The sequence below is a fragment of the Bradyrhizobium sp. USDA 3364 genome (assembly GCF_054056355.1).
On the sequence record NZ_JBSRYG010000002.1, the window covers coordinates 238,793 to 259,748 of the forward strand.

19 protein-coding genes and 1 pseudogene are annotated in these 20,956 nt (G+C 64.1%); 4 read left to right on the forward strand and 16 right to left on the reverse strand.

Features of this window, described 5'->3' with window-relative positions:
* Positions 1-104 precede the first annotated feature (104 nt).
* A complete protein-coding gene (locus tag ACVILL_RS01405) occupies positions 105-989 on the forward strand; it encodes a formate dehydrogenase accessory sulfurtransferase FdhD (protein WP_456727501.1) in 885 nt (294 codons plus the stop codon).
* On the forward strand, positions 982-1,599 hold the full coding sequence (mobA, locus tag ACVILL_RS01410; RefSeq protein ID WP_456727502.1) for a molybdenum cofactor guanylyltransferase MobA: 618 nt from the start codon (positions 982-984) through the stop codon (positions 1,597-1,599). Before ACVILL_RS01405 ends, mobA begins: the two co-directional genes overlap by 8 nt.
* Before the next feature lie 15 nt (positions 1,600-1,614).
* On the opposite strand, the gene ACVILL_RS01415 is transcribed toward mobA, so the two are convergent.
* The 5 genes and pseudogenes from ACVILL_RS01415 to ACVILL_RS01435 all read right to left on the reverse strand — a co-directional run.
* A complete protein-coding gene (locus tag ACVILL_RS01415) occupies positions 1,615-2,253 on the reverse strand; it encodes an HD domain-containing protein (protein ID WP_456734139.1) in 639 nt (212 codons plus the stop codon).
* Between the two features lie 243 nt (positions 2,254-2,496).
* Positions 2,497-4,113, reverse strand: coding sequence for a hypothetical protein (locus tag ACVILL_RS01420; protein ID WP_456727503.1), 1,617 nt, complete (start codon positions 4,111-4,113; stop codon positions 2,497-2,499).
* 199 nt (positions 4,114-4,312) lie between these two features.
* Positions 4,313-5,302: a LysR family transcriptional regulator gene (locus tag ACVILL_RS01425; RefSeq protein WP_456727504.1), complete on the reverse strand. Its 990-nt coding sequence runs from the start codon at positions 5,300-5,302 to the stop codon at positions 4,313-4,315.
* 359 nt (positions 5,303-5,661) lie between these two features.
* On the reverse strand, positions 5,662-7,224 hold the full coding sequence (locus ACVILL_RS01430; protein WP_456727505.1) for a 2-isopropylmalate synthase: 1,563 nt from the start codon (positions 7,222-7,224) through the stop codon (positions 5,662-5,664).
* A 691-nt stretch (positions 7,225-7,915) separates the two neighbouring features.
* Positions 7,916-8,464: pseudogene (locus ACVILL_RS01435) on the reverse strand (bifunctional transcriptional activator/DNA repair enzyme AdaA); the annotation flags it as partial.
* Positions 8,465-8,591: 127 nt separating this feature from the next.
* Here ACVILL_RS01435 and ACVILL_RS01440 point away from each other — a divergent pair.
* Positions 8,592-9,029 (forward strand): nuclear transport factor 2 family protein, encoded by a 438-nt coding sequence (locus ACVILL_RS01440; RefSeq protein WP_456727506.1) that lies wholly within the window; start codon positions 8,592-8,594, stop codon positions 9,027-9,029.
* Between the two features lie 161 nt (positions 9,030-9,190).
* Here the strand turns inward: ACVILL_RS01440 and ACVILL_RS01445 are convergent, their stop codons facing one another.
* The 11 genes from ACVILL_RS01445 to ACVILL_RS01495 form a co-directional block, all read right to left on the reverse strand.
* A complete protein-coding gene (locus ACVILL_RS01445) occupies positions 9,191-10,147 on the reverse strand; it encodes a polyphosphate kinase 2 family protein (RefSeq protein ID WP_456727507.1) in 957 nt (318 codons plus the stop codon).
* Entirely contained in the window at positions 10,113-11,123 is a 1,011-nt protein-coding gene (locus tag ACVILL_RS01450) for a branched-chain amino acid ABC transporter permease (RefSeq protein WP_456727508.1), read from the reverse strand. The genes ACVILL_RS01445 and ACVILL_RS01450 overlap by 35 nt, the downstream gene beginning before the upstream one ends.
* On the reverse strand, positions 11,120-12,001 hold the full coding sequence (locus ACVILL_RS01455) for a branched-chain amino acid ABC transporter permease (RefSeq protein WP_456727509.1): 882 nt from the start codon (positions 11,999-12,001) through the stop codon (positions 11,120-11,122). Before ACVILL_RS01455 ends, ACVILL_RS01450 begins: the two co-directional genes overlap by 4 nt.
* A 187-nt stretch (positions 12,002-12,188) precedes the next feature.
* Positions 12,189-12,893: an ABC transporter ATP-binding protein gene (locus ACVILL_RS01460; RefSeq protein ID WP_456734140.1), complete on the reverse strand. Its 705-nt coding sequence runs from the start codon at positions 12,891-12,893 to the stop codon at positions 12,189-12,191.
* 5 nt (positions 12,894-12,898) lie between these two features.
* Entirely contained in the window at positions 12,899-13,672 is a 774-nt protein-coding gene (locus ACVILL_RS01465; RefSeq protein ID WP_456727510.1) for an ABC transporter ATP-binding protein, read from the reverse strand.
* Between the two features lie 22 nt (positions 13,673-13,694).
* On the reverse strand, positions 13,695-15,005 hold the full coding sequence (locus ACVILL_RS01470) for an ABC transporter substrate-binding protein (RefSeq protein ID WP_456727511.1): 1,311 nt from the start codon (positions 15,003-15,005) through the stop codon (positions 13,695-13,697).
* A gap of 266 nt (positions 15,006-15,271) precedes the next feature.
* On the reverse strand, positions 15,272-15,706 hold the full coding sequence (locus ACVILL_RS01475) for a DUF2721 domain-containing protein (protein ID WP_456727512.1): 435 nt from the start codon (positions 15,704-15,706) through the stop codon (positions 15,272-15,274).
* Between the two features lie 30 nt (positions 15,707-15,736).
* Positions 15,737-17,191: a DUF1254 domain-containing protein gene (locus ACVILL_RS01480; protein ID WP_456727513.1), complete on the reverse strand. Its 1,455-nt coding sequence runs from the start codon at positions 17,189-17,191 to the stop codon at positions 15,737-15,739.
* Positions 17,192-17,359: 168 nt separating this feature from the next.
* Positions 17,360-18,304, reverse strand: coding sequence for a division plane positioning ATPase MipZ (locus ACVILL_RS01485; RefSeq protein ID WP_456727514.1), 945 nt, complete (start codon positions 18,302-18,304; stop codon positions 17,360-17,362).
* A 188-nt stretch (positions 18,305-18,492) separates the two neighbouring features.
* Entirely contained in the window at positions 18,493-19,194 is a 702-nt protein-coding gene (locus tag ACVILL_RS01490) for an NUDIX hydrolase (protein WP_456727515.1), read from the reverse strand.
* A 16-nt stretch (positions 19,195-19,210) separates the two neighbouring features.
* The gene (locus tag ACVILL_RS01495; protein ID WP_456727516.1) at positions 19,211-20,236 is read right to left on the reverse strand and encodes an ABC transporter substrate-binding protein; all 1,026 of its coding nucleotides are present in this window, start codon (positions 20,234-20,236) and stop codon (positions 19,211-19,213) included.
* A 156-nt stretch (positions 20,237-20,392) separates the two neighbouring features.
* Here ACVILL_RS01495 and ACVILL_RS01500 point away from each other — a divergent pair, with 156 nt between their 5' ends.
* The gene (locus ACVILL_RS01500) at positions 20,393-20,842 is read left to right on the forward strand and encodes a cupin domain-containing protein (protein ID WP_456727517.1); all 450 of its coding nucleotides are present in this window, start codon (positions 20,393-20,395) and stop codon (positions 20,840-20,842) included.
* Positions 20,843-20,956 lie beyond the last annotated feature (114 nt).

Genomic DNA, 20,956 nt, shown 5'->3' on the forward strand with positions numbered 1-20,956 from the left:
GTCCGTGGCAGTTCCGGCGAAGCGGCGGAGAGTGGCAAGTCAGTCTCCGATCGTGCTTATATCCCTAGCACCGTTGCCATGTGAACCCATCGGGACGCAGACCTGTGACCAAGAAGACCACCGCTCCCATCATTGTTCCTGATCCGGACGACCCGCGCCTGACGGAGCGCGTCGTCGGCGTCGATCAGACCGGCGAGCGGACCGAGATCAAGGTGCCGGTGGAGCGGCCGCTGACGCTGTATCTGAACGCGCAGGAGATCGTCACGATGATGACGATCAACGACTATCCCGAATATCTCGCGCTCGGCTACCTCTTGAACCAGAACATGCTGAAATACGACGACGTCGTCACCGAGGTCGAATATGACGACGATCTCGAGGTCGTCGTGGTGCGCACCGAGCACCACACCAATTTCGAGGCCAAGCTGAAGAAGCGCACCCAGACCTCGGGCTGTGCCCAGGGCACGGCGTTCGGCGACCTGCTCGAAGCCGTCGAGAAGGTCGCGCTGCCGAAGGCCGAACTGCGTACCTCCTGGCTCTACCGGATGACGCACACCATCAACACAATGCCGTCGCTCTATCTGGAAGCAGGCGCCATCCACGGCTGCGTGCTCTGCAAGGAGAGCACGCCGGTCTGCTACACCGAGGATGTCGGCCGGCACAACGCCGTCGACAAGATCGCGGGCTGGATCTATCGCCACAACGTCGATCCCGCGGACAAGATCCTCTACACCACGGGGCGTCTCACATCCGAGATGGTGATCAAGACAGTGCGGATGGGCATCCCGATCCTGATCTCCCGCTCCGGATTCACGGCATGGGGTGTCGATCTGGCGCGGCAGGTCGGACTGACGCTGGTCGGGCGCGCCCGCGGCAAGCGCTTCATCGCGCTGTCCGGCCAGGAGCGGATCGTCTACGACCAGAACCTCGACTATGTGGAAGAGGAATCGATGCGTCACAAGCGCAAGGGCGAGGCCGGCAATGACTGACATCCCCGGCGTGCTGCTCGCCGGCGGCCTCGCGCGACGGATGGGCGGCGGCGACAAGCCGATGCGCAAGATCGCCGGCCGCACCATCCTGCAGCGGGTGATCGACCGGCTAGCGCCGCAATGCGGCGGGCTGATCATCAACGCCAATGGCGACCCGGCGCGCTTCGCCGCGTTCGGTCTTCCGGTCGTTGCCGACGATGTCGCGGATTTTCCCGGCCCTCTCGCCGGCATCCTGGCCGCGCTCGACTGGACCGCCGCCAACCGGCCGGACGCGCAATGGGTGTTGAGCGCGGCGGGCGACTGTCCGTTTCTTCCGCGCGATCTCGTCGCACGCCTGGAGCAGGCGCGGATAGCGGAGAATGCCGAGCTTGCGGTCGCCTCGTCCGGCGGACAGACCCATCCGGTCATCGGCCTCTGGAGCGTGCGCCTGCGCGGCGAATTGCGCCATGCGCTGGTCGACGAGGATGTGCGCAAGATCGACCGCTGGACCGCGCGCTATCCGCTGGCCACGGTCGAATGGCCGACCGAGCCGCTGGATCCGTTCTTCAATGCGAATACCGTCGAAGACATCATGGAAGCCGATCGCCTCGCCGCGCTTGACGGCGGATGATGTCCGCCGCCCCACTCAGCTCGGCCACGGCGTATTGCGAATCCGGGTGCAGGCATTCGGCCGGTGGAATGCGGGATCGCGATCGATCACAAAATCGAAATTGACCGTGCCGAACGTGGTCTGCGGCTTCTTGAGCGCCGAGCAAGTCTGAACCTCGATGAACTCGTTCTTGAAATCGCCGCGCGGAAACGCGGCAAGGACGCTGTCCCGCTGTTCGGGCGTATACTCGTCGTATCCGACGCCGACGGCATCGAGCAGAACACCCGCATTAGTGAGCGCGATCTCCGGCCGCATGAATTGCGGGATGCCGGGCGTCGTATGCAGGGCAACCGCTTCCCACACCAGATCCGCTTTCGGCTCCGGGATGCCATGGCTCCGGAGAAATTTGCGCGCCGCATCGGCCCCGTCGACTTCAAACCGCTTCGTCTCGCTATGGAAATGATCGACAAGCCCCAGATCATGAAACAGCGCGGCGACGTAAAGCAGTTCGGGATCGAATTTCAGATTTTGCCTGACGCCCTTGAGCGCGCCGAACACGAAGACGCGAACCGAGTGATTGAACAGCATCTCGGTCTCGTATTGCCGGACCAACTCGGCGGCCTCCCGGGCGATCTTGCTGTCCGGGATCTGAATGCCGGAAATCGTGTTCGCCATCATAGCACTCCTGTCCCCATGCCGCCTTGCCGGATGCACGCACCGCGGTGAATCGTTGTCCACAACGTAACCCGCGTGGCGACAACCGGCAGGTCCCGGCTGCGTGAAGATTCTGCAGGGAGATAATGAGGCTGGTGCAGCGCAAAAGGCGAGATCGGGGATCAGCCGATCGCGCCCTGCTGCATTTACCCCAGGCGAAGCCTGACCGGAGCAACCGGCGGAGGCTCCGCTGGCGGCGGGCAATCAATGCCCTGCAGCGATCCTGGTCGGACCGCAGACGTCGTCGCCCTGGGCGTTGTCGTCGCCGTCGTGACCGCGACCATGATCCTTCATCTGACCATGATCGCCATCGCAATTGACCGGGGCGAACGACACGCCGCGATAGACCGTTCCGAACGCGGGCGGCACAACCACGTCAAACGCTTCATTCGCAGGCAGCTGCGTCGCCGCGACCCTGTCCGTGATGGCGACCACCTGGTTCGGATCAGCGCCCGGCTCAACCGAGGTGCCGACGGTCGACGTCACCGCGAAGATCGTCGCGGTGCCGTCGCGGTGGACGCGGCCGGTGATGTTGCGCAGGCCACCGGTTGCGGGATCCGTCGGATAGCCGTTGACGTGATAGGAGGTGCCGAGGTTCAGGCCCTTCTGCAGCGTGTAGGCCAGGGTCCAGGTGCCGTTGGCATAGACCCATTTCTGCAGGCCGGCCGTCGTCGATGCCGCCGCATCCGCCAGCTTGCCGTCGCCTTCCTGCGCGACATAGAGCGTCGTCGCATTGGCGAACCAGATGCCAAACGGATAGAAGCCGTTGGCACCGGAGTTCGCCGTGGGATTGTTCGGGAAGCCCGGAAGAATGCTGAACGTCGTCGAGGCGGCAGTATCCCGGGTCGGCAGCACGCCGGGCTGACCAACCTGATAGACCGTGTTGATGCCGTTGCTGCCGCTGCCCTTGGTCACATAGAGCGTGTTGCCGGAGATCGCGATGCCGCGGAAATTGTCGTCCTTGCCGGACTTGTCGGCAGCAAAGCCGAGCTGCGTGACCGAGAAGCCGAACTGGAAGCCGTTCTTGCTGCCGGGCGTTCCCTGCTGCACGCCCACCACGGCATCGGAGCCGTCGACGCCCGGCGTCGCAAGCTGAACGCCGGTGTCGTTGACGACGAGCACCGGCTGGGTGCCGCTGCCGTTGCCGGCATTGCCGACCGTGAAATACTGGTCGGCCTGGGTGCCATTGACCTTGTTGGCGCGGATCGCGCCGCGGCCGTTGTCGCCGCTATAGATGTTGACCTTGGTCCGGTGCAGCGAGCCGTCGAAATCCAGCTCCGCCACCACGCGCGCATGCACGCTGGTGTCCGGATTGGTGGGATCGACATGGTTGGGCGAATTGGAGTTGGAGATGTCCAGTTGGTTCACCGCAGCGTCATAGCCCATGAAGGTCACGGCCTTGCCGTCGGGCGACAAATGCAGCGACAATTCGGACTTGGAGCTGAAGCTCGTCACCGCCACGTCAGCCGGAACGGTCAACACGCCGATCTCGCGCAGCCGGTGGCCTTCCAGATGGAATTTCTTGATCACGACCGGCGCGGTCACGCCGAAGTTCGAATCGACGGCAACGTTGTTGAAGACACCCGGATAGGTGCCGTCGGCCACCGCCGTCGCGCCGGTCGGCAGCGTCTGGCCGACCGTGACGGTCGACGGCTTGCCGGCGTAGACCGCTGTGCTGACGAGCAATTCATGCGGATTGCCGGCGGTCTGCGACAGTGCCGGATGGATCGCAAACAGCACCGGTGAGAGCGCCGTGCCGACGATCAGGTGCCGGACAATGGCGCGGCGCGTGGTTTGCGATGTGGCGATTGATTTGAACATGAGCCCCCCATTTCTTGAAAATTGGAATGGGCTCCTCTTACGGGGGCGACCGCGACACCCTTGTGACAGATCGCCGCAGTCGCGTTCACGTTCCGGAAATCCGGCAGCGTGCCCTGGCTTGCGGTTTGAGATGATCCCGGCGCAAGCGTTTCGCGTTTGTCGCGAGGGGAAACCGCTTCACACTTTTCCGGATCGTGCCTTAGCCGGCGAGTCCGCCAACGCGCCCGAGACGATCCGTTTCGATCGTGCGCAGATAGTCCAGCATCAGGCGGCCGGTTGCGGACAGATGCGCGGCGTCGCGGACCACGATCTTCAGCTCGCGCCGCCCCCAGTCGTCACGCAGCGGGATGGCGCGAAGGCCCATGCCGGCGCCGATGACCCGGAAGGCGCGATCGGGGATCAGGCCGAGCCCCATATTGGCCTGCACCATGCGGCAGACCGCGTCGAAGCCCGGCACGTTGATGCGCAGCCGCATCGTCTTGCCGGCCTGCGTCGCCGCATATTGCGAGCGCAGATAGATCGAACTCGCGGTGTGCAGGCCGATATGGTCGAAATCGAGCGTCTCGGTGAACAGCAATGTCTCGCGCCCGGCCAGCGGGTGGTCCGGCCGCATCACCACCACCAGATTGTCGTAGCGGTAATGGAAGGCTTCGAGCGCACGGCTGTCGGCCTCGGCGGAGCAGATGCCGATCTCGGCCGCGCCCTCCTCGATGCCGCGCACCACCTGCCCGCTCGGCCGCTCCTGCAGATCGACGCGGAGCAGCTCGTGTGCGGCGAAGAAGGCGGAGAGATCGTCGGGCAGATACTGAACGATCGCCGAGAGGTTGGCGAGCATGCGGACGTGGCCGCGCACGCCTTGCGAATATTCCGACAGCTCGACCGCGATCTTCTCGACGTTGAGCAGCGTGACCCGGGCGTGATGCAGCAGCGCCTCGCCGGCCGGCGTCAGCGCCATGCCCTTGGCGAGCCGCTTGAACAGCGTGACGCCGAACGCCAGCTCGAAATCGTTCATCCGCTTCGACACCGCCGAGGCCGCGATCCCCTCGCGCTGCGCGGCGCGGGTGAGGTTCTGCTCGTCGCAGACCGCGACGAACAGGCGGAGCGTGGTGAGGTCGACCCGGCGCGTCAGCGCGGCCTCCGCGGGCGTGGGGCTGCGTTGCGTGTCTGATACGATCGAGGCGATCTGCATGGGCGGGCGTCCCGGGAAAGGCCACAGGATACCGCCGGAGCCGGCGCGGAAGATTCCAAAGCGGTGCGGAATGGGGCGGATTATTGGGATGCGATTCCAGGAATTACCAGGAATTGGAAATTCCATCCCAAGCGATCAACCACGGCCGTCATTGCGAGGAGCCAAGCGACGAAGCAATCCATGCATCAACAAGCGGAAAGATGGATTGCTTCGCTCCGCTCGCAACGACGGGGCCGTGCATCCATCCTTCGAGACGCGCTGCGCGCTCCTCATCAGGATGACGAAGCAAGATAAGGGGCGCCTAAACAAAAACGCGGCGCCGGAGCGCCGCGTTCTCAACTCTCGACCGCTCTTGCGCGTCACCCCGCGACCTTGGCCGCGGGCACGTCGCGCTGGCGCTTCATGACGATCTTGTTCAGGGCGCCGAGATAGGCCTTGGCCGAGGCAACCAGCGTGTCGGGATCGGCGGCGCGCGCGGTCATCGAGCGGCCCTCATGCGCCAGGCGCACCGAGACTTCGGCCTGCGCGTCGGTGCCTTCGGTCACCGCGTGGACCTGGTACAGTTCCAGCTTGGCCTCGTGCGGCACCAGGCGCTTGATGCAGTTGAACACGGCGTCGACCGGGCCGTTGCCCTCGGCTTCCTCGATCCTGATCTGGCCGTCGACGTCGAGCTTCATGGTCGCGCGCTGCGGGCCATGGGTGCCGGCGATCACGGTCAGCGAGGTCAGCTTGATGCGATCGTGGGCGGCGGCCATCTCCTGATCGACCAGCGCCTCGATGTCCTCGTCGTAGATGTCCTTCTTGCGGTCGGCCAGCGCCTTCATCCGCGTGAAGGCATCCTCCAGCTGGTTCGGGCCGAGCTTGTAGCCCAGCTCCTCCAGCTTGTGGATGAAAGCATGGCGGCCGGAATGCTTGCCGAGCACCAGCGAGGACTGCTTCAGGCCGACCATCTCGGGCCGCATGATCTCGTAGGTCGAGGCATCCTTCAGCACGCCGTCCTGATGGATGCCGCTCTCATGCGCGAACGCGTTACGGCCGACGATCGCCTTGTTGTACTGCACCGGGAACGAGGTCGCGGCCGACACCACCTTCGAGGCGCGGGTCAGCTGCGTGGTGTCGATCTTGTTCCAGTACGGAAACTTGTCGTTCCGCACGTTGATCGCCATCACGATCTCTTCCAGCGCGGCATTGCCGGCGCGCTCGCCGATGCCGTTGATGGTGCATTCGACCTGGCGCGCACCGCCCATGATGCCGGCCAGCGAGTTGGCGACCGCCATGCCGAGATCGTTGTGGCAATGCACCGAGAAGACCGCCTTGTCGGAGTTCGGCACGCGCTCGATCAGCGTCTTCATGAAGTGGGTGTATTCCTCCGGCACCGTGTAGCCGACGGTGTCGGGGATGTTCACCGTGGTGGCACCGGCCTTGATCACGGCTTCGACGATCCGGCACAGATAATCCATCTCGCTGCGGGTGCCGTCCTCGGCCGACCACTCGACGTCGTCGATCTGGTTGCGGGCGCGGGCGACCATCGCGACCGAGGTCTCGATGACCTCCTCCGGGGTCTTGTTCAGCTTCACCCGCATGTGCAGCGGCGAGGTGGCGATCACGGTGTGGACGCGGCCGCGGCGGGCGAACTTGACGGCCTCGGCGCAGCGGTCGATGTCGGCCGGATGGGCGCGGGACAGGCCCGCGATGACCGAGTTCTTGGAGCGGCGGGCGATCTCGCTGACCGCCTGGAAGTCGCCTTCCGAGGTGATCGGGAAGCCGGCCTCGATGACGTCGACGCCCATATCGTCCAGCAGTTCGGCGACCTCGAGCTTCTCCTCGAAGGTCATGGTGGCGCCGGGGCACTGCTCGCCGTCGCGCAGGGTGGTATCGAAAATGATGACGCGGTCCTTCTCGGACTTATCAGCGGTGGCCATGTCAGAAATTCCTTTGAGCTTTGCGCCCGTCATGTTGCTACTTGAGCGTTTACTTGGGCGATATCAGGGTCCGGTGATCTCGTACAAACCCCTGAGTGCCCAGGCGCAGATGCCCAGCCGGCCCTCAGGGGCAGGTAAGAAGCAGGCCGCCAATAAGGAGGGTGGGCGCTGCGGCCGGGAACGTGGCGGTAGCCCGGGCCACCTCCCCCGAAATCCCATCGATTTGGCCGCGAATCAGCATTGCCAGACCCTGTTGAGCGCCAAACCCTCGGTCAAAACCATTGACGGTTGGTTGCCGGGACGCGCTGTGCGCCGTCGTTCTAGACGATTATGGCGAGCCGCCGCAATGGGTAAAGATGGTCAGGAGGATTGACCTAACGTGCCGAGACCGCACGGCACATCAGGGGCGCACTAGCAGTGGGATCTCCTCCCCGTTGCGGGACCGCCGCCGCCGCGCGCGGCCAAAATATTGAAAACAACCCCATGCAAAGGAGCCGGCGGCTGCCGGCGTTCGACAAGGCGACTTGACGTGTCGGGCAACTCAGGGATAAATTTCCAATATTCCGAAATCGTTCAAGCGCCTCGCATCCGACCCGGCAAGGGGAGCCCGACCAATGGGCTCACCCACATCGGCTGGCGATGCAGCTACCTCGCCCAGCGCTCGCCCGCCTCGGCTCCGCGCGCGCGAAGACGCCCGCAGGCTGGATGGCGAGCGGCCGTAGAGGTCGGCGAAGGCGGCATTGAAGCGGCGGACGCTGCCGAAGCCGGCGCGGAGAGCGATCTCGGTCATCGCATCGTCTGTCGTGTCGATCAGGCGCTTGGCGCGTTGGACGCGGCGGGTGATCGCGACCTGCTGCGGACTGGCGCCGACATGACGCTCGAACAGCCGGGTGAGATGGCGCGAGGTGATGCCGAGCCGGTCGGCGAGTGCCGCGACCGAGCCGCGCTCGAGCGCGCCGCCGTCGATCAGTTTCAGCGCGCGCGCAACCGTGGAGCGCGTGCCGTTCCACGCCGGGCAGAACGGCGCGGTTTCCGGACGGCAGCGCAGGCACGGCCGGTAGCCCGCCGCCTCGGCCGCGGCCGCGGTCGGGTAGTAGGTGACGTTACGCGGCAACGGGTGCTTCACCGGACAGACCGGACGGCAATAGATCCGCGTGGTCTTCACCGCGGTGAAGAAGCGGCCGTCATAGCGCGCGTCGCGCCGCAGCCGCGCGGCGTTGCAGATCTCGAAGCTCAGCATGGGGCGGAGACTAGCGCATCGCGCGATCAGGGAAAGGGGCCGGCGGTGATGAGGTCCGATTCCGGCCAGCACGACGCGCTGCGCTGACCTAGATCGAACCGGTCGATCACCAGTTGGAGACATCGCAATGACCAGCCCGACCGCCAAGGAAACTGCCAAGGAAATCGTCCTCAACGCCTGGCAAACGTTCAGGACACGCGACGCCGATTTGATTGCCGCCTTGTTCGCGCCGGACGCCGAATGGATCGCGCCGGCGCGCAACGCCACCGCGGTCGCGCTCGATCACACCGACCACATGATCGGCGCGGAGGCGATCGCCGGCTTCATCTCGACCGAGATGCACCGCCTGTTCACCGAGATCGACATCAGCTTCCGCGCGGTGCATGCCGACGGCGACAGCGTGATCGTCGAGGAGCGCATGCGCGCGACGCTGCCCGGCGGCCGGCCCTACGACAACGACTACTGCTTCGTGTTCACGGTCGAGGCCGGCCGCATCAAGCAGGTGCGGGAATACATGGATACGCGCAAGGGCTGGCAGATGGTGTTCGGCGAAGCCGCGGCGTGAGCGTATCGTTGCACATTGCCGATCTGACCCTGTGAGGACGCACCCCTGGAAGGGCTCCCTCCCCCCTTGCGGGGGAGGGTTGGGGAGAGGGGTACCAGGGAGGGAGCCTGACCAGCTTGCTCCCCTTACGTAACGGGCCACGCGCGAGAGAAAACGCGCCGCTAAGCTTTCGTAGCCTCCTTCTTCGCCGCCTTCTTCTCCGCCGCCCCGCCCTTGCCTTCCGCCTCCAGTGCCGCGCGGACGCGCTTGAATTCGCCGAGCTCGGCCTTGTCGACCTCGGGGAATTTCAGCTCGAGCCTGTCGAGCGCATTGACGATGGTCGAACCGATCACGACGCGGGCAAACCATTTGTGGTCGGCAGGCACGATGTGCCAGGGCGCGTGCTTGCTTGCGGTGTGGTGGATCATGTCCTGATAGGCCGCCTGGTATTTCGCCCACAGCTCCCGCTCGGAGACGTCGGCCATCGAGAACTTCCAGTTCTTGGCCGGCTCCTCGAGCCGGTCGAGGAAGCGCTGGCGCTGCTCCTCCTTGGAGACGTGCAGGAAGAATTTCAGGATCACGGTGCCGTTGCGCGACAGATAGCGCTCGATCGCGGAGATGTCCTCGAAGCGCTCGCGCCAGATCTCCTTGGTCACCAGCTTCTTCGGGATCTTCTGCTTGCCGAGCACCTCGGGATGCACGCGCACCACCAGGCATTCCTCGTAATAGGAGCGGTTGAAGATGCCGATGCGACCGCGCTCCGGCAGCGCGATCATGGCGCGCCACATGTAGTCGTGGTCGAGTTCCCTGCTCGACGGCTGCTTGAAGGAGGAGACCTCGCAGCCCTGCGGGTTGACGCCCTCGAACACGCTCTTGATGGCGGAATCCTTGCCGGCGGCATCCATGCCCTGGAAGATCAGCAGCAGCGACCAGCGGTCCTGGGCGTAGAGCTTCTCCTGGAAATCGTTCAGCCGCTTGCGGTTGGCCTCGATGATCTTGCCGCCGGCGTCCTTCTCGATGCCGCCCTTCTCGGCGGTCGGATACGACTTGAGGTGAAATCCGCCCGCCCCGTCGAAGCGGAACGGCGCAACAAAGGGTTTCAGTTCATCGGCGAGCGATGGGGACGATTTGCTGCTCATGGCCTCTCGACGGCTTACGTGGCGATTTGATCCGGTCGATCAGGCTACCAAGAATGCCCTTGGGCAGGAAGATGATGAACAGCACCAGCAGCACGCCATAGACCAGATTGTCCCAGCCGACCGCCTTGGTGCCGAACGAGATGCGCAGCACCTCGGCCAGCACGATGGTGATGATCGCGCCGACCGTCGGCCCCAGCGCAACATAGACGCCGCCGACGATCGCCGCGAACACCATCTGCAAGGAGACCGCGATGCCGCTCACGGTATCCGGCGAGATGAACATCTGGTACTGGCAATACAGCGCGCCTGACAGCGCCGTCATCAGCGCGCTGATCAGGGTGATCTTGAGCTTCTCGGCGGTGACATTGACGCCGGCCGCGGCGGCCGCGTCCTCATCCTCCGAGATCGCCTCCATGGCGTGGCGGATCATGCTGCGGTCGATCGCGCGCCAGATCACGAGCCCTGCGACCCAGACCGCGAGCGCGATCAGGTACCAGGTGGTCTTGTCGTCGAATTGCAGCGCGAGCAGCCCCTTGCCGCTCTGGGCGCGCTGCGGCGTGTAGCCGAGCGAGCCGCCGGTATAGTCGCGGGTCGCGGTGATGACCTGGAGCACGATGCCGGACAGCGCCAAGGTCACCAGCACGAAATAGTGCCCGGTGATGCGGAAGCGGAAGCAGGGATAAGCGACGACGAGCGCGAGCACGCCGGCCGTCGCCATGCTCAGGGGAATGCCGATCCAGGGCGAGACGCCGAGGTGATTCCAAAGCAGCGCGGTGACATAGGCGCCGATGCCCATGAAGCCGCCATGGCCGAGCGAGACCAGGCCGAAGCGGCCCATGATCGACCACGAGGTGTAAGCGAACGACCAGATCAGGATCAGCACCAGCACGTGCAGATGATAGGGATCGCGGTGCACGAAGGGCAGCGCGATGAGCGCGAGCAGCGCGATGATCCAGATGGCCGGCTTGCTGCTCACGAGCGCCTCGCCAGCAGACCCGCGGGCCGGATGAACATCATCACGATGAAGAACGCGAACGCCAGCACGTAGCCCCATTCGAGATCGGAGAACAGGCCGCCGAGCGAGATGATCTCGGCGAACACGAAGGCGGCGATGAAGCCGCCGATGAAATTGCCCAGCCCCCCGAGCACGCAGATCAGGAAGGTGATCGGCCCGAACGACAGGCCGACGAACGGATGCACGTCATATTGCAGCACCAACAGGCAGGCGGCGAGACCGGCAAGCCCGCCGCCGATCGCCGAGGTGACGAGATAGATCCGTTTCGGATCGACGCCCATCAGCGGCATGATCTGGCGGTCCTGCGCGATGGCGCGGATCGCGGTGCCGGTGAAGGTGCGGGTCAGGAACAGATAGACGCAGACCATGCCGACCAGCGCCGCCGCAAACGACAGCAATCGCGCGTAGCTGAAATTCATCTCGCCGAGCGCCAGCACCGGCAGGCGGATGCCGAGATTGCGGAAATCGATGCCGAAGGCGACCGTGGCGAAGCTCTGCAGGATGAACAGCACGCCGCCGGTGGCGAGCAGCTGGTTGATCGGCGGCGCAGTCAGCAAGGGCTCGATGACCAGGAAATGCAGTGCGGCGCCAAGCAGCGCCACCAGCAGGATGACCAGCGGCGCGGCGGCCCAGTACGGCAGGTGGAAGACCTGCACCAGATAGTACATGCCGTACATGCCGATCATCACGAGCTCGGCGTAGCAGATCCAGGTGACGTCGATGACGCCGAAGATCAAATTGAGCCCGAGCGCCAGCAGCGCCAGCACGCCGCCGAGCAGGATGCCGTTGATGACGGCCTCCAGCAGGTAGATGTCGAAGATGTCGAGGAAGGATTGCATGGCTACTCTACCTTGACCCTGACGTCGTTATCCAGTTAGCCGTCATCCTGAGGTGCGAGCTCTTGCGAGCCTCGAAGGAAGCACGGCCCGTCTGTGGCCGATTCATCCTTCGAGACGCCGCTTCGCGGCTCCTCAGGATGACGGGGAAATGCGTGAGGGCACTCGTCCGTTTCTCGGTTATCATCCCCTACACCCCCAAATACGCCTGCTTGATGGTGTCGCTGGCCGCGAGCTCCGCTGCCGAGCCGGCGGCGCGGATGCTGCCGGCTTCCAGCAGATAGGCGCGGTCGACCACGCGCAGCACCTGCTGCACATTCTGCTCGACGATCAAGACCGTCAGCCCCGAGGCGCGGATGCGCTTGACCAGCTCGAACACCTGCTGCACCACGACCGGCGCGAGCCCGGCCGACGGCTCGTCGAGCAGCAGCAGCTTCGGGTTCGACATCAGCGCGCGGCCGATCGCGCACATCTGCTGCTCGCCGCCCGACATGGTGCCGGCCATCTGCTGCAGGCGCTCCTTGAGCCGCGGGAACAGCTCGAACACGAACTCCAGCCGCTCGGCGTAATGTGCGCGGGCGCCCTGCATGTAGGCGCCCATCTTGAGATTGTCCGCCACCGTGAGCCGCGGAAACAGCCGGCGATTCTCCGGCACATGCGCGATCCCGAGGCTGACGATGCGATGCGGCGGGGTTGCAACGACGTCGGTGCCCTCCATCGCAATGCTGCCCCTGATCGGGCGGATCAAGCCGGAGATCACGCGCATCAGGGTGGTCTTGCCGGCGCCGTTCGGCCCGATCACGCCGACCGCCTCGCCCGCCCTGACGTCGAGGCTGACGTCGAACAGTGCCTGGAAGCTGCCATAGCCCGCATCGATCGATTTCAATTCCAGCATGCGGCTCACGCCCCGATCCGCCGGCGCGCCTGCGCGGCGGCCGCCGCCGCAAGGCTCGCATCCGCATCGGTGCCGAGATAGACCTCGATCACCCGGGCATCGCCGGCGACATCGGCCGGCAGCCCTTCGGCGATCTTCTCGCCGTGATCGAGCACCATCACGCGATCGACCACGCGCATCAACACGCCCATGATATGCTCGACCCAGATGATGGTGATGCCGAGCTCGTCGCGGATCCGGCGCAGCATGTCGGCAGCCTGGTCCATCTCGGCCTCGTCGAGGCCGCCGAGGCTTTCGTCGGCGAGCAACAGTTTTGGCCCGGTCGCGATCGCCTTGGCCAGTTCCAGCTTCTTCAATCCGGCGGCGCCGAGGCCCTCGACGCTGGCATGACGATCGGTCGGTAGCCCAACCATCGCGAGCGCGCGCTCGGCCGCCTCCTCGGCCTTGCTGCGACTATGCCGGCCCTGGCCGTAGAAGCCGGCCAGCGCGACATTCTCGAAAATGCTCAGCCGATGGAACGGCCGCGGGATCTGGAAGGTGCGGCCGATGCCGCCGACGATGATCCGGTGCGGAGCGAGGCCCGCGATCTCGTGGCCGTCGAACAGGATCGAGCCCGAGGTCGGCGGCAGCGTGCCCGACAGCATGTTGAAGATTGTGCTCTTGCCCGAGCCGTTCGGGCCGATCAGGCCGAGGATCTCGCCCTGCTCGACGCGGAACGACACGTTGTTGACGGCGCGAAAGCCGCCAAACCGCTTGACCAGGCCTTCGACGGCGAGCACGGCGGTTCCTTCCAAAAGCGAGCTATTTGTAGCTGTAGGTGGTACCGGCGGGCAGCGGCAGCTCGGTCTCGCGCTGCATCTGGCTCTTCGGCCACACCACGTAGGATTTGTCGTCGATATATTGCAGCACCACCGGGAACGAGCGCGCATTCTGCCCGGCATACCGCTCGCCCTCGCCGTAGAACTTCACGCCGTAGCCGAGCATGGTGCCGCCCTCGGGGATGTCGGTGTCGAGCGCGGCCTTGCGCAGCGCATCCGGATCGACGCCGCCGTATTTCTTGATCGCGCGCGGCAGCACGTCGTCGAGGAACACATAGGCGTTGGCCGCTCCGATGCCGACATGGGCGGAACGGATCGGCACGCCGGGCTTCAGCCGGTCAAACTCCTCGCCGACCATCTTGATGACCGGCGGCAGTTTCGGATCCATGCCCTTCTGATTGGCGAGCCAGATCGAGATCGGATCGGTGTTGAAGAGATAGTTGGCGTCGGCGCCGAGGCCTTCCTTCAGCTTCTCGTAGACGCCGTAGCCCGCGCCGTGACCGACGATGGCGCCGAACTTCAGCCCCTGCTCGCGCGCCTGGCGGAACAGCAGGGTAATGTCCGGATTGTAGCCGGTGTGGAAAATCACGTCAGGCTTGGCGCGCTTCAGCTTGGTTACCAGCGCCGACAGATCGGGCGCGGTCGCCGAATAGCCCTCCTTGAGCACGACGTTGAAGCCGGCCTTCTTGGCGCCGGCCTCGTTGCCCTTGGAGACGTCGACGCCATAGGCGCCGTCCTCATGGATGATGGCAACCCGCAGGTCCTTCGGCTCCTTGCCGAACTTGGACATCGAATATTGCGCGATGAAGTCGGTCGTCATCATGCCGTACTGGTTGCCGGCGGCCTGCGGGCGAAACACGTATTTGTAGTTCTTGCCGTCGAACACGCCCGAGGAGATGCAGGTCGTGATCCACATGAATTTCTTCATCTGGTCGACCCGGGCCGCCACCGGCACGCATTGCGCCGAGGAGAAGAAGCCCATCACCATGTCGACCTTCTCCTGCTCGAGCAGGCGGACGGCCTCGTTGATGGCGATGTCGGGCTTGCTCTGCGCGTCGGCATAGACCGCCTCGACCTTGTAACCCTCGACGCCGGTCTTAGCGTAATGGTCGAGCATGATCTTGACGCCGGTATATTGCAGCTCGGAGCCGCCGCCGGCCAAAGGGCCGGTTAAATCGAAAATCACGCCGATCTTGATCTTCTTGTCCTGCGCCTGCGCTGGAACGGCCGCGCCCAGCGCTGCAACCGCGACAGACAGACCCGCGAGCCAGCGGGCGGCCCTCCTGACCGGCATGAATCCCTCCCCAGAGATTGTGCACTGCATTTTTTGTTGTCGTGCGGCCCTATCACAGGGGGAGCGGCCGGTGATGTCAAGCGCGATGGCTGCGTCGCCACGGCGCAGGCTTGCGCAAAGTTTCGGCGGAAAGGTGCCGACGCGTGGCGTCAGGGCGAGCGATCATAAAGCCTGCGTCCGCCTGGCTCTCAAAATAGCCCCACGGGAGAAAGCCTGAACGAACGTCGGCCATCGGCCGGCGGCGATGCGCGGAAGCGACTCCGGTTCTAGCGATCCAGCGCATACTCGTGCACGGAAATCCAGGTTTCACGGACGAGATTTACCAACCCCGCCATGAAGAAGCAGAGAGCAACAACAAAAAGCACGGCGACACCAAATTCGTGCCGCAGCCGGAAATATGCGCTGACGAACGCCACAATCACGAGCAAGCACGTGAGTATTGCGCTCATCGCGGAGTGCACGATCGCCCGGTTCAGCAATTCGGCGCGGCGCCTCAGCTGGGGCATGTCCGTCGCCCCTGCTTTGGTGCGGTCGCTATCTGCGATTGCATTGAGCGCCTGGATCCGGTCGCTCACCCGGTTCATGCGGGCGATCAGCAGCGAAACGAACCCGGCAACAGCTCCGAGCAGGAACGACGGAGCGGTGACCTGGACGATCACCTGCGATAGTTGTTCGATGGACGGAGTGTCGGGAAACAGCATCGGGCCCGCCTCCGTCCATCGACCGCAGGGTCAGCGCGAAACTTCCTTCGTGCTTGTCACCTTCCGTACCGGCGGCGGCTTCCAGGTCCCGTTGATGATCGACGGCGACTTCTCGTTCGGCCAATACATCCGCAACATCAGGATAAACTTGCCCGCAGGTGCGGGAAGCCAGTTGCTCTCCTTGTCCGGACCTGGACTGTCCTTCTGGATGTAGAGATCGATCGAGCCATCCGGGTTGGATTTGAGGTTCTGGCGGGCGCTGATCGACTGGCGGTTGATCGGATTGGGGACGAAGAAGTAGTTTTCGTCATACATCGTGAGCGACCAGAAGCCTGCGACCGGAGGCAGCTGCCCCTTCGGGAAGTGCATGACGTATTTGTTGCTGCCGAGATAGTCCTTGTCGTCGACGTCTTTCTGCGATGTCGGATAGCACGCATCCTGAATTCGATTGGCGCCAAGTCCGATTGCGGTGACAAAGGCACGGTTGAAATAGTTGGTGCCATAGATGCCGGTTTCGCTATCGAAAGCCCAGCCGTTCACGTTCCGGACCGCCTTGTTGACCTTGAACTGCAACATGATCCGGTCGAATGCCACCTGCGGGACCCGCTTGGCGAACGCGACATCGAATTTGCTCGGATCGAAATCCTGGCCCGGGACAAGACCGATCTTCGCGAACTTGGCGACCTCGGGTGCATCGGCGGCCGTGGGCGGATTGCGCTTCATCAGTTGCGCGAGAAGGGTGAAATAGGCCGCGGCATCCATACGGTTGACCTGCTCGCGAACCGCCGTCTTCATGTCGATCGAGGCATCGACCTTGCCCGGCGGGGGTGTGTACGATTTGCCGTGGGCGCTGAGGGGCACAAGCTTGAACTCGTCCTGCGCGGCGTGTACGGCTGCGTAATCTTCCGGCGTGCCGGTGCAGTAGATGCGGCCCAAAATCCAGACTATGCTCGTGGGAGATTTGTACTCCTTGACCCCTGCCGGAAGTGTTCCCTTCCAGCCCGGTCCGGTAATCGCGTAGGTCTGCGCCTTGGTGCCGGTCGTTCGCTTGCCCGGCACCTGGAAGACGGTAGTCCAGCCATCCAGCATCGGAAAAAGGAAGTAACGGTCCTTCATGTCCGGCATGCTCAAGACCCAAGGCTCGTCTCCCACGTCGATCCAGGCCGATGTGTAGAGGGTGTCGGCGTTGGGCGCCGTTACGTCCCTGAAGCTGGCATCCGGGTACTTGCGGAGCTTGATGAGTTGCCCCATCGGCCCGCGTGTGCCTTCCACGGCGGCAACGTTTGTCATGACCCGGCGGGTCATCTCCATCGTCACGAGCGGATATCCGTAGATATAGGCATCCTGGGCGAGCCAGAAATCTTCGCCGCCCTCCAGCGCCCGCATAACCGGACCATCAAAATCGGCGTGCGCAGCTCGAGAAATCGCGATGGGCGAAACTGCGGCACCCAGTATTGCAAGTGCTTGACGACGGCTGATCGACATGGCGAGCCCCTCCTGATGTCTTCGGAGGGTAGCCGAACGAGTTCCACTTGCCTTGATCTGCATCAATGCAGTGGATTCATGCCGCTATGCGCAAAGAGCCCCCACGAGACTACAATGGGCCGCGCGCTGCGCTTTGGGCGACATTCGCACGTCGGGCCGTTCCGGGAATCACGGACAGTGGGCCGGCTCCTGTGAATCGGCAATTTCATCGGCCAGCAGGTCCCCAGTATCAAGCGGCGCATGTGCTGACAGAAACCACTCCGCGCGCGCCGCGGCCCGCCGGCGTGCGCGCTCGCTGATCGGCAGCCTCAACAGCTCGATGAGAAGATGCATCTCCTGTTGAGCCAATCGGTGCGACCGATCCGGGCGCTCACCGAGGATTGCTTCGTCCAGTGCATCAAGGACGGTGAGCCCGGAGGCGGAGAACCGGCGATACACGTTTCGCTCGGAACAACCTCCGAGAGGCCTGAACGCCAGCCTTGCTCCCGCTTCGGCAAGACTCTGCCGCACCAACCGACGCGCCGATGAGCGGTTGTGGATGACAACCCAATCGGTATGGCTCCGGTCAAATTGGAGGCGTCGCCTGCGGGCGTCGCAGACCAACTCCGCATAGTGACCCGCTCCCGTCACTTCGTGTGTGATGGGATCGGTGGAGGCCAGGGTGCCGAGGTCAAGAAAGCTGTCAGTGACGGGCGTCAGCAGCGTATCCGCCACGAGGTGGGCGAGACGCATCAGGTAAGTATCTGTTGAAGGGGTATCGATTACCAGGAAATCGAGAGATCCCTTGAGGCTGGAGACCGCCGCCCCGAAAGCCTCCACTTCTGCGGCCTCATTGTCGTCAGGCTTCGCGCCCTCCGCACGCCGAATGTAACGATGCGACGGAATTTCCAGATTGATCCGTCGGTGGTTGGCCCAGATGCGCCGGTTTTCGATGTAGCGCGTCAGGGCCCTTTGATTGCTGTCCAGATCGACGGTGCCGACCCGCTGCCCCTGCTTCAGAAGCGCGACAGCCAGATGCATCGCGATCGTCGTCTTTCCTGAGCCACCTTTCTCATTCCCGATGACGATCACGTGTGGCGCCCCTGGCACTGCGATCGGTGCCGTGTACAGCATCACAAGCCTGGCAAGTTGCAATTACCACTGAGAAATGAATGCGATAAACGGCGCTCGGTTCCAACCGCGTGGCGGCAAAATTTCCGCAATGGCGTCCGAACAGATTCGAGCTCGTGATCCGGTTCGTCTTGCCCGGGTCGTTTGCGTCGATTGGGACCTGCTCTCGGAAACGGACATCCATGCAGGCTCTACGCCGGCAGCTGCGTTTCGATGAACGCGGTGACGAAGCGCGGCATGGCGGGGTTAAGGTCGGCGCGGCTGCGGACCAGATGGATGCCGGCAAGCTCGGGATTGTCCTGGCGCGCCAGGTTGGCCTCGATCCGGGCACGCAGCGCATCACCCTGCTTATCGACGCGCAGGATCTGCATCATCGCCAGCGCAACGCCGGTGTAGATGCAGTGCCAGTCGGGATCCGCATGGCAATCCGCCGCGGTGAGGCCGGTCTCCTCCTCGAGCTCGCGCATCACGCTGCCGGCGATATCGACCGTCTCACCCCTGATGTCGTCGAGATCGGGCGTGCCGGAGGGAAAATAGATCCGGCCGGCATTCGCGGTCTGCTCGCCCATCACCCCGCACACGAAGGCGCCGTCGCTTGAGAGCAGCGCGCCCATGCCGAAGCCGTTGAATACCTCGCGGTCCGGAAAGCCCCAGTCGCGCCAGGCGAGGAAGCTTGCGAAATCGGTCTCGAAGTAGCTCGCGCTGAGCCGCTCGCCGGCAAACACCGGATCGCGCCCGAGCAGGACGCGGCCGTTCCACAGGTTCGGGTTCAGCCGCCGCTGCTCGGCGAAATGCGCATCGATCTCGGCGCGCCGCTCGTCCGCGAACGGCCAGGGACGCCGCTGCAGGGCGAGGTCGAGCGCGGTGACGCGACAGATGAGCGGAGACTGCATGCTCGCTCGCACGCGTTTATTTCGTGCTTCCGGTCGTCTTCTTGACCTGATCGACGAACTTGTTGGTGTAGGTCTTGGTGACGTCGATGCCGGCCTTCGCGACGTCGGGCGACCCCTCGCTGAACACGGCAAGCACGGCTTCGGCGCCCTTCGGATCCATCTTGCCGGTTTCAGAGAACATCGGGATCGTGTTCTTCAGCGCCGCCAGATATTGCTCCTTGTTCTTGCCGACGATCTCCTCCGGCATCTTGGCCATGATGTCTTCGGCGGAATGCGAATGGATCCAGGAAAGCGTCGCCATGATCGCGTTGGTCAGCGCCTGCACCTCCTTCTCGTGGCCGTTGACCCAGGCCGTGGTCGAATAAAGCGCGCCGCCGGGATATTCGCCGCCGAACACCGCGAGCGTGTCGTGCTGGGTGCGGGTGTCGCTGAGGATCTTGAGGTCCTTGTAGTTGCCTTGCAGCACGGTGACGGAGGGATCGAGCATCACGGCGGCATCGATCTGGCCCTGTTCCATCGCCGCCACCGCGGTGGCGCCGAGGCCGACGCCGATCACGGCGGTGCCGGCCGGATCGAGGCCGTTCTTCTTCAACAGGTACTTCAGGAAGAAGTCGGTGGAGGAGCCCGGCGCGCTGACGCCGACCTTCTTGCCCGCGAGATCCTTGATCGAGTTGATCTCGCCGGTGTGCTTCGGCGACACCACCAGCACCAGGCCGGGGTAGCGGTCATAGACCACGAAGGCCTGCAGCTCCTGCTTCTTGGCCGCGAGATTGACGCAGTGGTCGAAATAGCCGGAGACGACGTCGGCGCTGCCGCCGAGCACGGCCTTCAGCGCGTCCGAGCCGCCCTTGAGGTCGACCAGCTCGACCGCAAGCCCGGCCTTGTCGTATTCGCCGAGTTGCTTGGCCAGCACGGTGGGCAGATAGCACAGGCAGGCGCCGCCCCCGACCGCGATGGTGATCTTGCTTTGCGCCGCGGCAAGGCCCGTGGACAGGGTCAGCGCCAGCAGCGTTCCGGCAAGTTTGCCAAGCCATTTGTTCATGACGTCCTCCGTTCGACTGGCACGCAAGATAGAGGAGCCGGCACGGCTTGAGAAGGCGACTTTCCGATAGCTGGCCAAGCCTGCGGCGACGGCATAGCATCGCCGCCGCTTGAGCAAGACAAGAATACTTCAAGGCAAACACCAAGGGAGGTCTTCATGAATCGCATTGCAACCACGTTGTCGATTGCCGCGGCGTTCGCCGCCGGCTGCGGCGTCACCCATTTGCTGCGGCCGGCGCTCGCGGCCGAGAGCATCACGGCGCAGGTGATCCACACCGGCGAGATGGAGGGCGACAAGCTCGGCGACGCCAACAAGACAGGCTTCCGCTCAAAAATGTTCGTCTCGGCCGACGGCGCCACGGTCTCGATCCAGGACGGCAACGTGCCGAAGCACATGCATCCCAACACCAACGAGATGCAGTTCATCCTCGAAGGCACCGGCACGGTCTGGCTCGGCGACAAGGAGGTGACGGTGAAGCCCGGCGACCTGATTGTGATCCCGAAGGGCACGCCGCATGGCGGCACCAAGCCGAACGGCCGCGCCCTCAAGGCGATCGCGATCAAGACGCCGCCGCAGGCGCCCGACGACACCAAGCTGCTGGATTGATGCGGCGGTCTTTCTACCGTCATTGCGAGCGAAGCGAAGCAATCCATCTCTCGGCATATGCGGAACGATGGATTGCTTCGTCGCTTCGCTCCTCGCAATGACGATCGCGTGTGC

Bases quoted from the DNA above. Each gene is read 5' to 3' on its own strand.
- ACVILL_RS01475 (WP_456727512.1), bottom strand. From the start codon at position 15,706: ATGCTGTTTCCCGACACTCCGTCCATCGAACAACTATCGCAGGTGATC.
- ACVILL_RS01415 (WP_456734139.1), bottom strand. From the start codon at position 2,253: ATGGCGAACACGATTTCCGGCATTCAGATCCCGGACAGCAAGATCGCC.
- ACVILL_RS01440 (WP_456727506.1), top strand. From the start codon at position 8,592: ATGACCAGCCCGACCGCCAAGGAAACTGCCAAGGAAATCGTCCTCAAC.
- ACVILL_RS01455 (WP_456727509.1), bottom strand. From the start codon at position 12,001: ATGCAATCCTTCCTCGACATCTTCGACATCTACCTGCTGGAGGCCGTC.
- ACVILL_RS01460 (WP_456734140.1), bottom strand. From the start codon at position 12,893: ATGCTGGAATTGAAATCGATCGATGCGGGCTATGGCAGCTTCCAGGCA.
- ACVILL_RS01500 (WP_456727517.1), top strand. From the start codon at position 20,393: ATGAATCGCATTGCAACCACGTTGTCGATTGCCGCGGCGTTCGCCGCC.
- mobA (WP_456727502.1), top strand. From the start codon at position 982: ATGACTGACATCCCCGGCGTGCTGCTCGCCGGCGGCCTCGCGCGACGG.
- ACVILL_RS01470 (WP_456727511.1), bottom strand. From the start codon at position 15,005: ATGCCGGTCAGGAGGGCCGCCCGCTGGCTCGCGGGTCTGTCTGTCGCG.
- ACVILL_RS01430 (WP_456727505.1), bottom strand. From the start codon at position 7,224: ATGGCCACCGCTGATAAGTCCGAGAAGGACCGCGTCATCATTTTCGAT.
- ACVILL_RS01490 (WP_456727515.1), bottom strand. From the start codon at position 19,194: ATGCAGTCTCCGCTCATCTGTCGCGTCACCGCGCTCGACCTCGCCCTG.
- ACVILL_RS01480 (WP_456727513.1), bottom strand. From the start codon at position 17,191: ATGTCGATCAGCCGTCGTCAAGCACTTGCAATACTGGGTGCCGCAGTT.
- ACVILL_RS01445 (WP_456727507.1), bottom strand. From the start codon at position 10,147: ATGAGCAGCAAATCGTCCCCATCGCTCGCCGATGAACTGAAACCCTTT.
- ACVILL_RS01420 (WP_456727503.1), bottom strand. From the start codon at position 4,113: ATGTTCAAATCAATCGCCACATCGCAAACCACGCGCCGCGCCATTGTC.
- ACVILL_RS01495 (WP_456727516.1), bottom strand. From the start codon at position 20,236: ATGAACAAATGGCTTGGCAAACTTGCCGGAACGCTGCTGGCGCTGACC.
- ACVILL_RS01485 (WP_456727514.1), bottom strand. From the start codon at position 18,304: ATGCTGTACACGGCACCGATCGCAGTGCCAGGGGCGCCACACGTGATC.
- ACVILL_RS01425 (WP_456727504.1), bottom strand. From the start codon at position 5,302: ATGCAGATCGCCTCGATCGTATCAGACACGCAACGCAGCCCCACGCCC.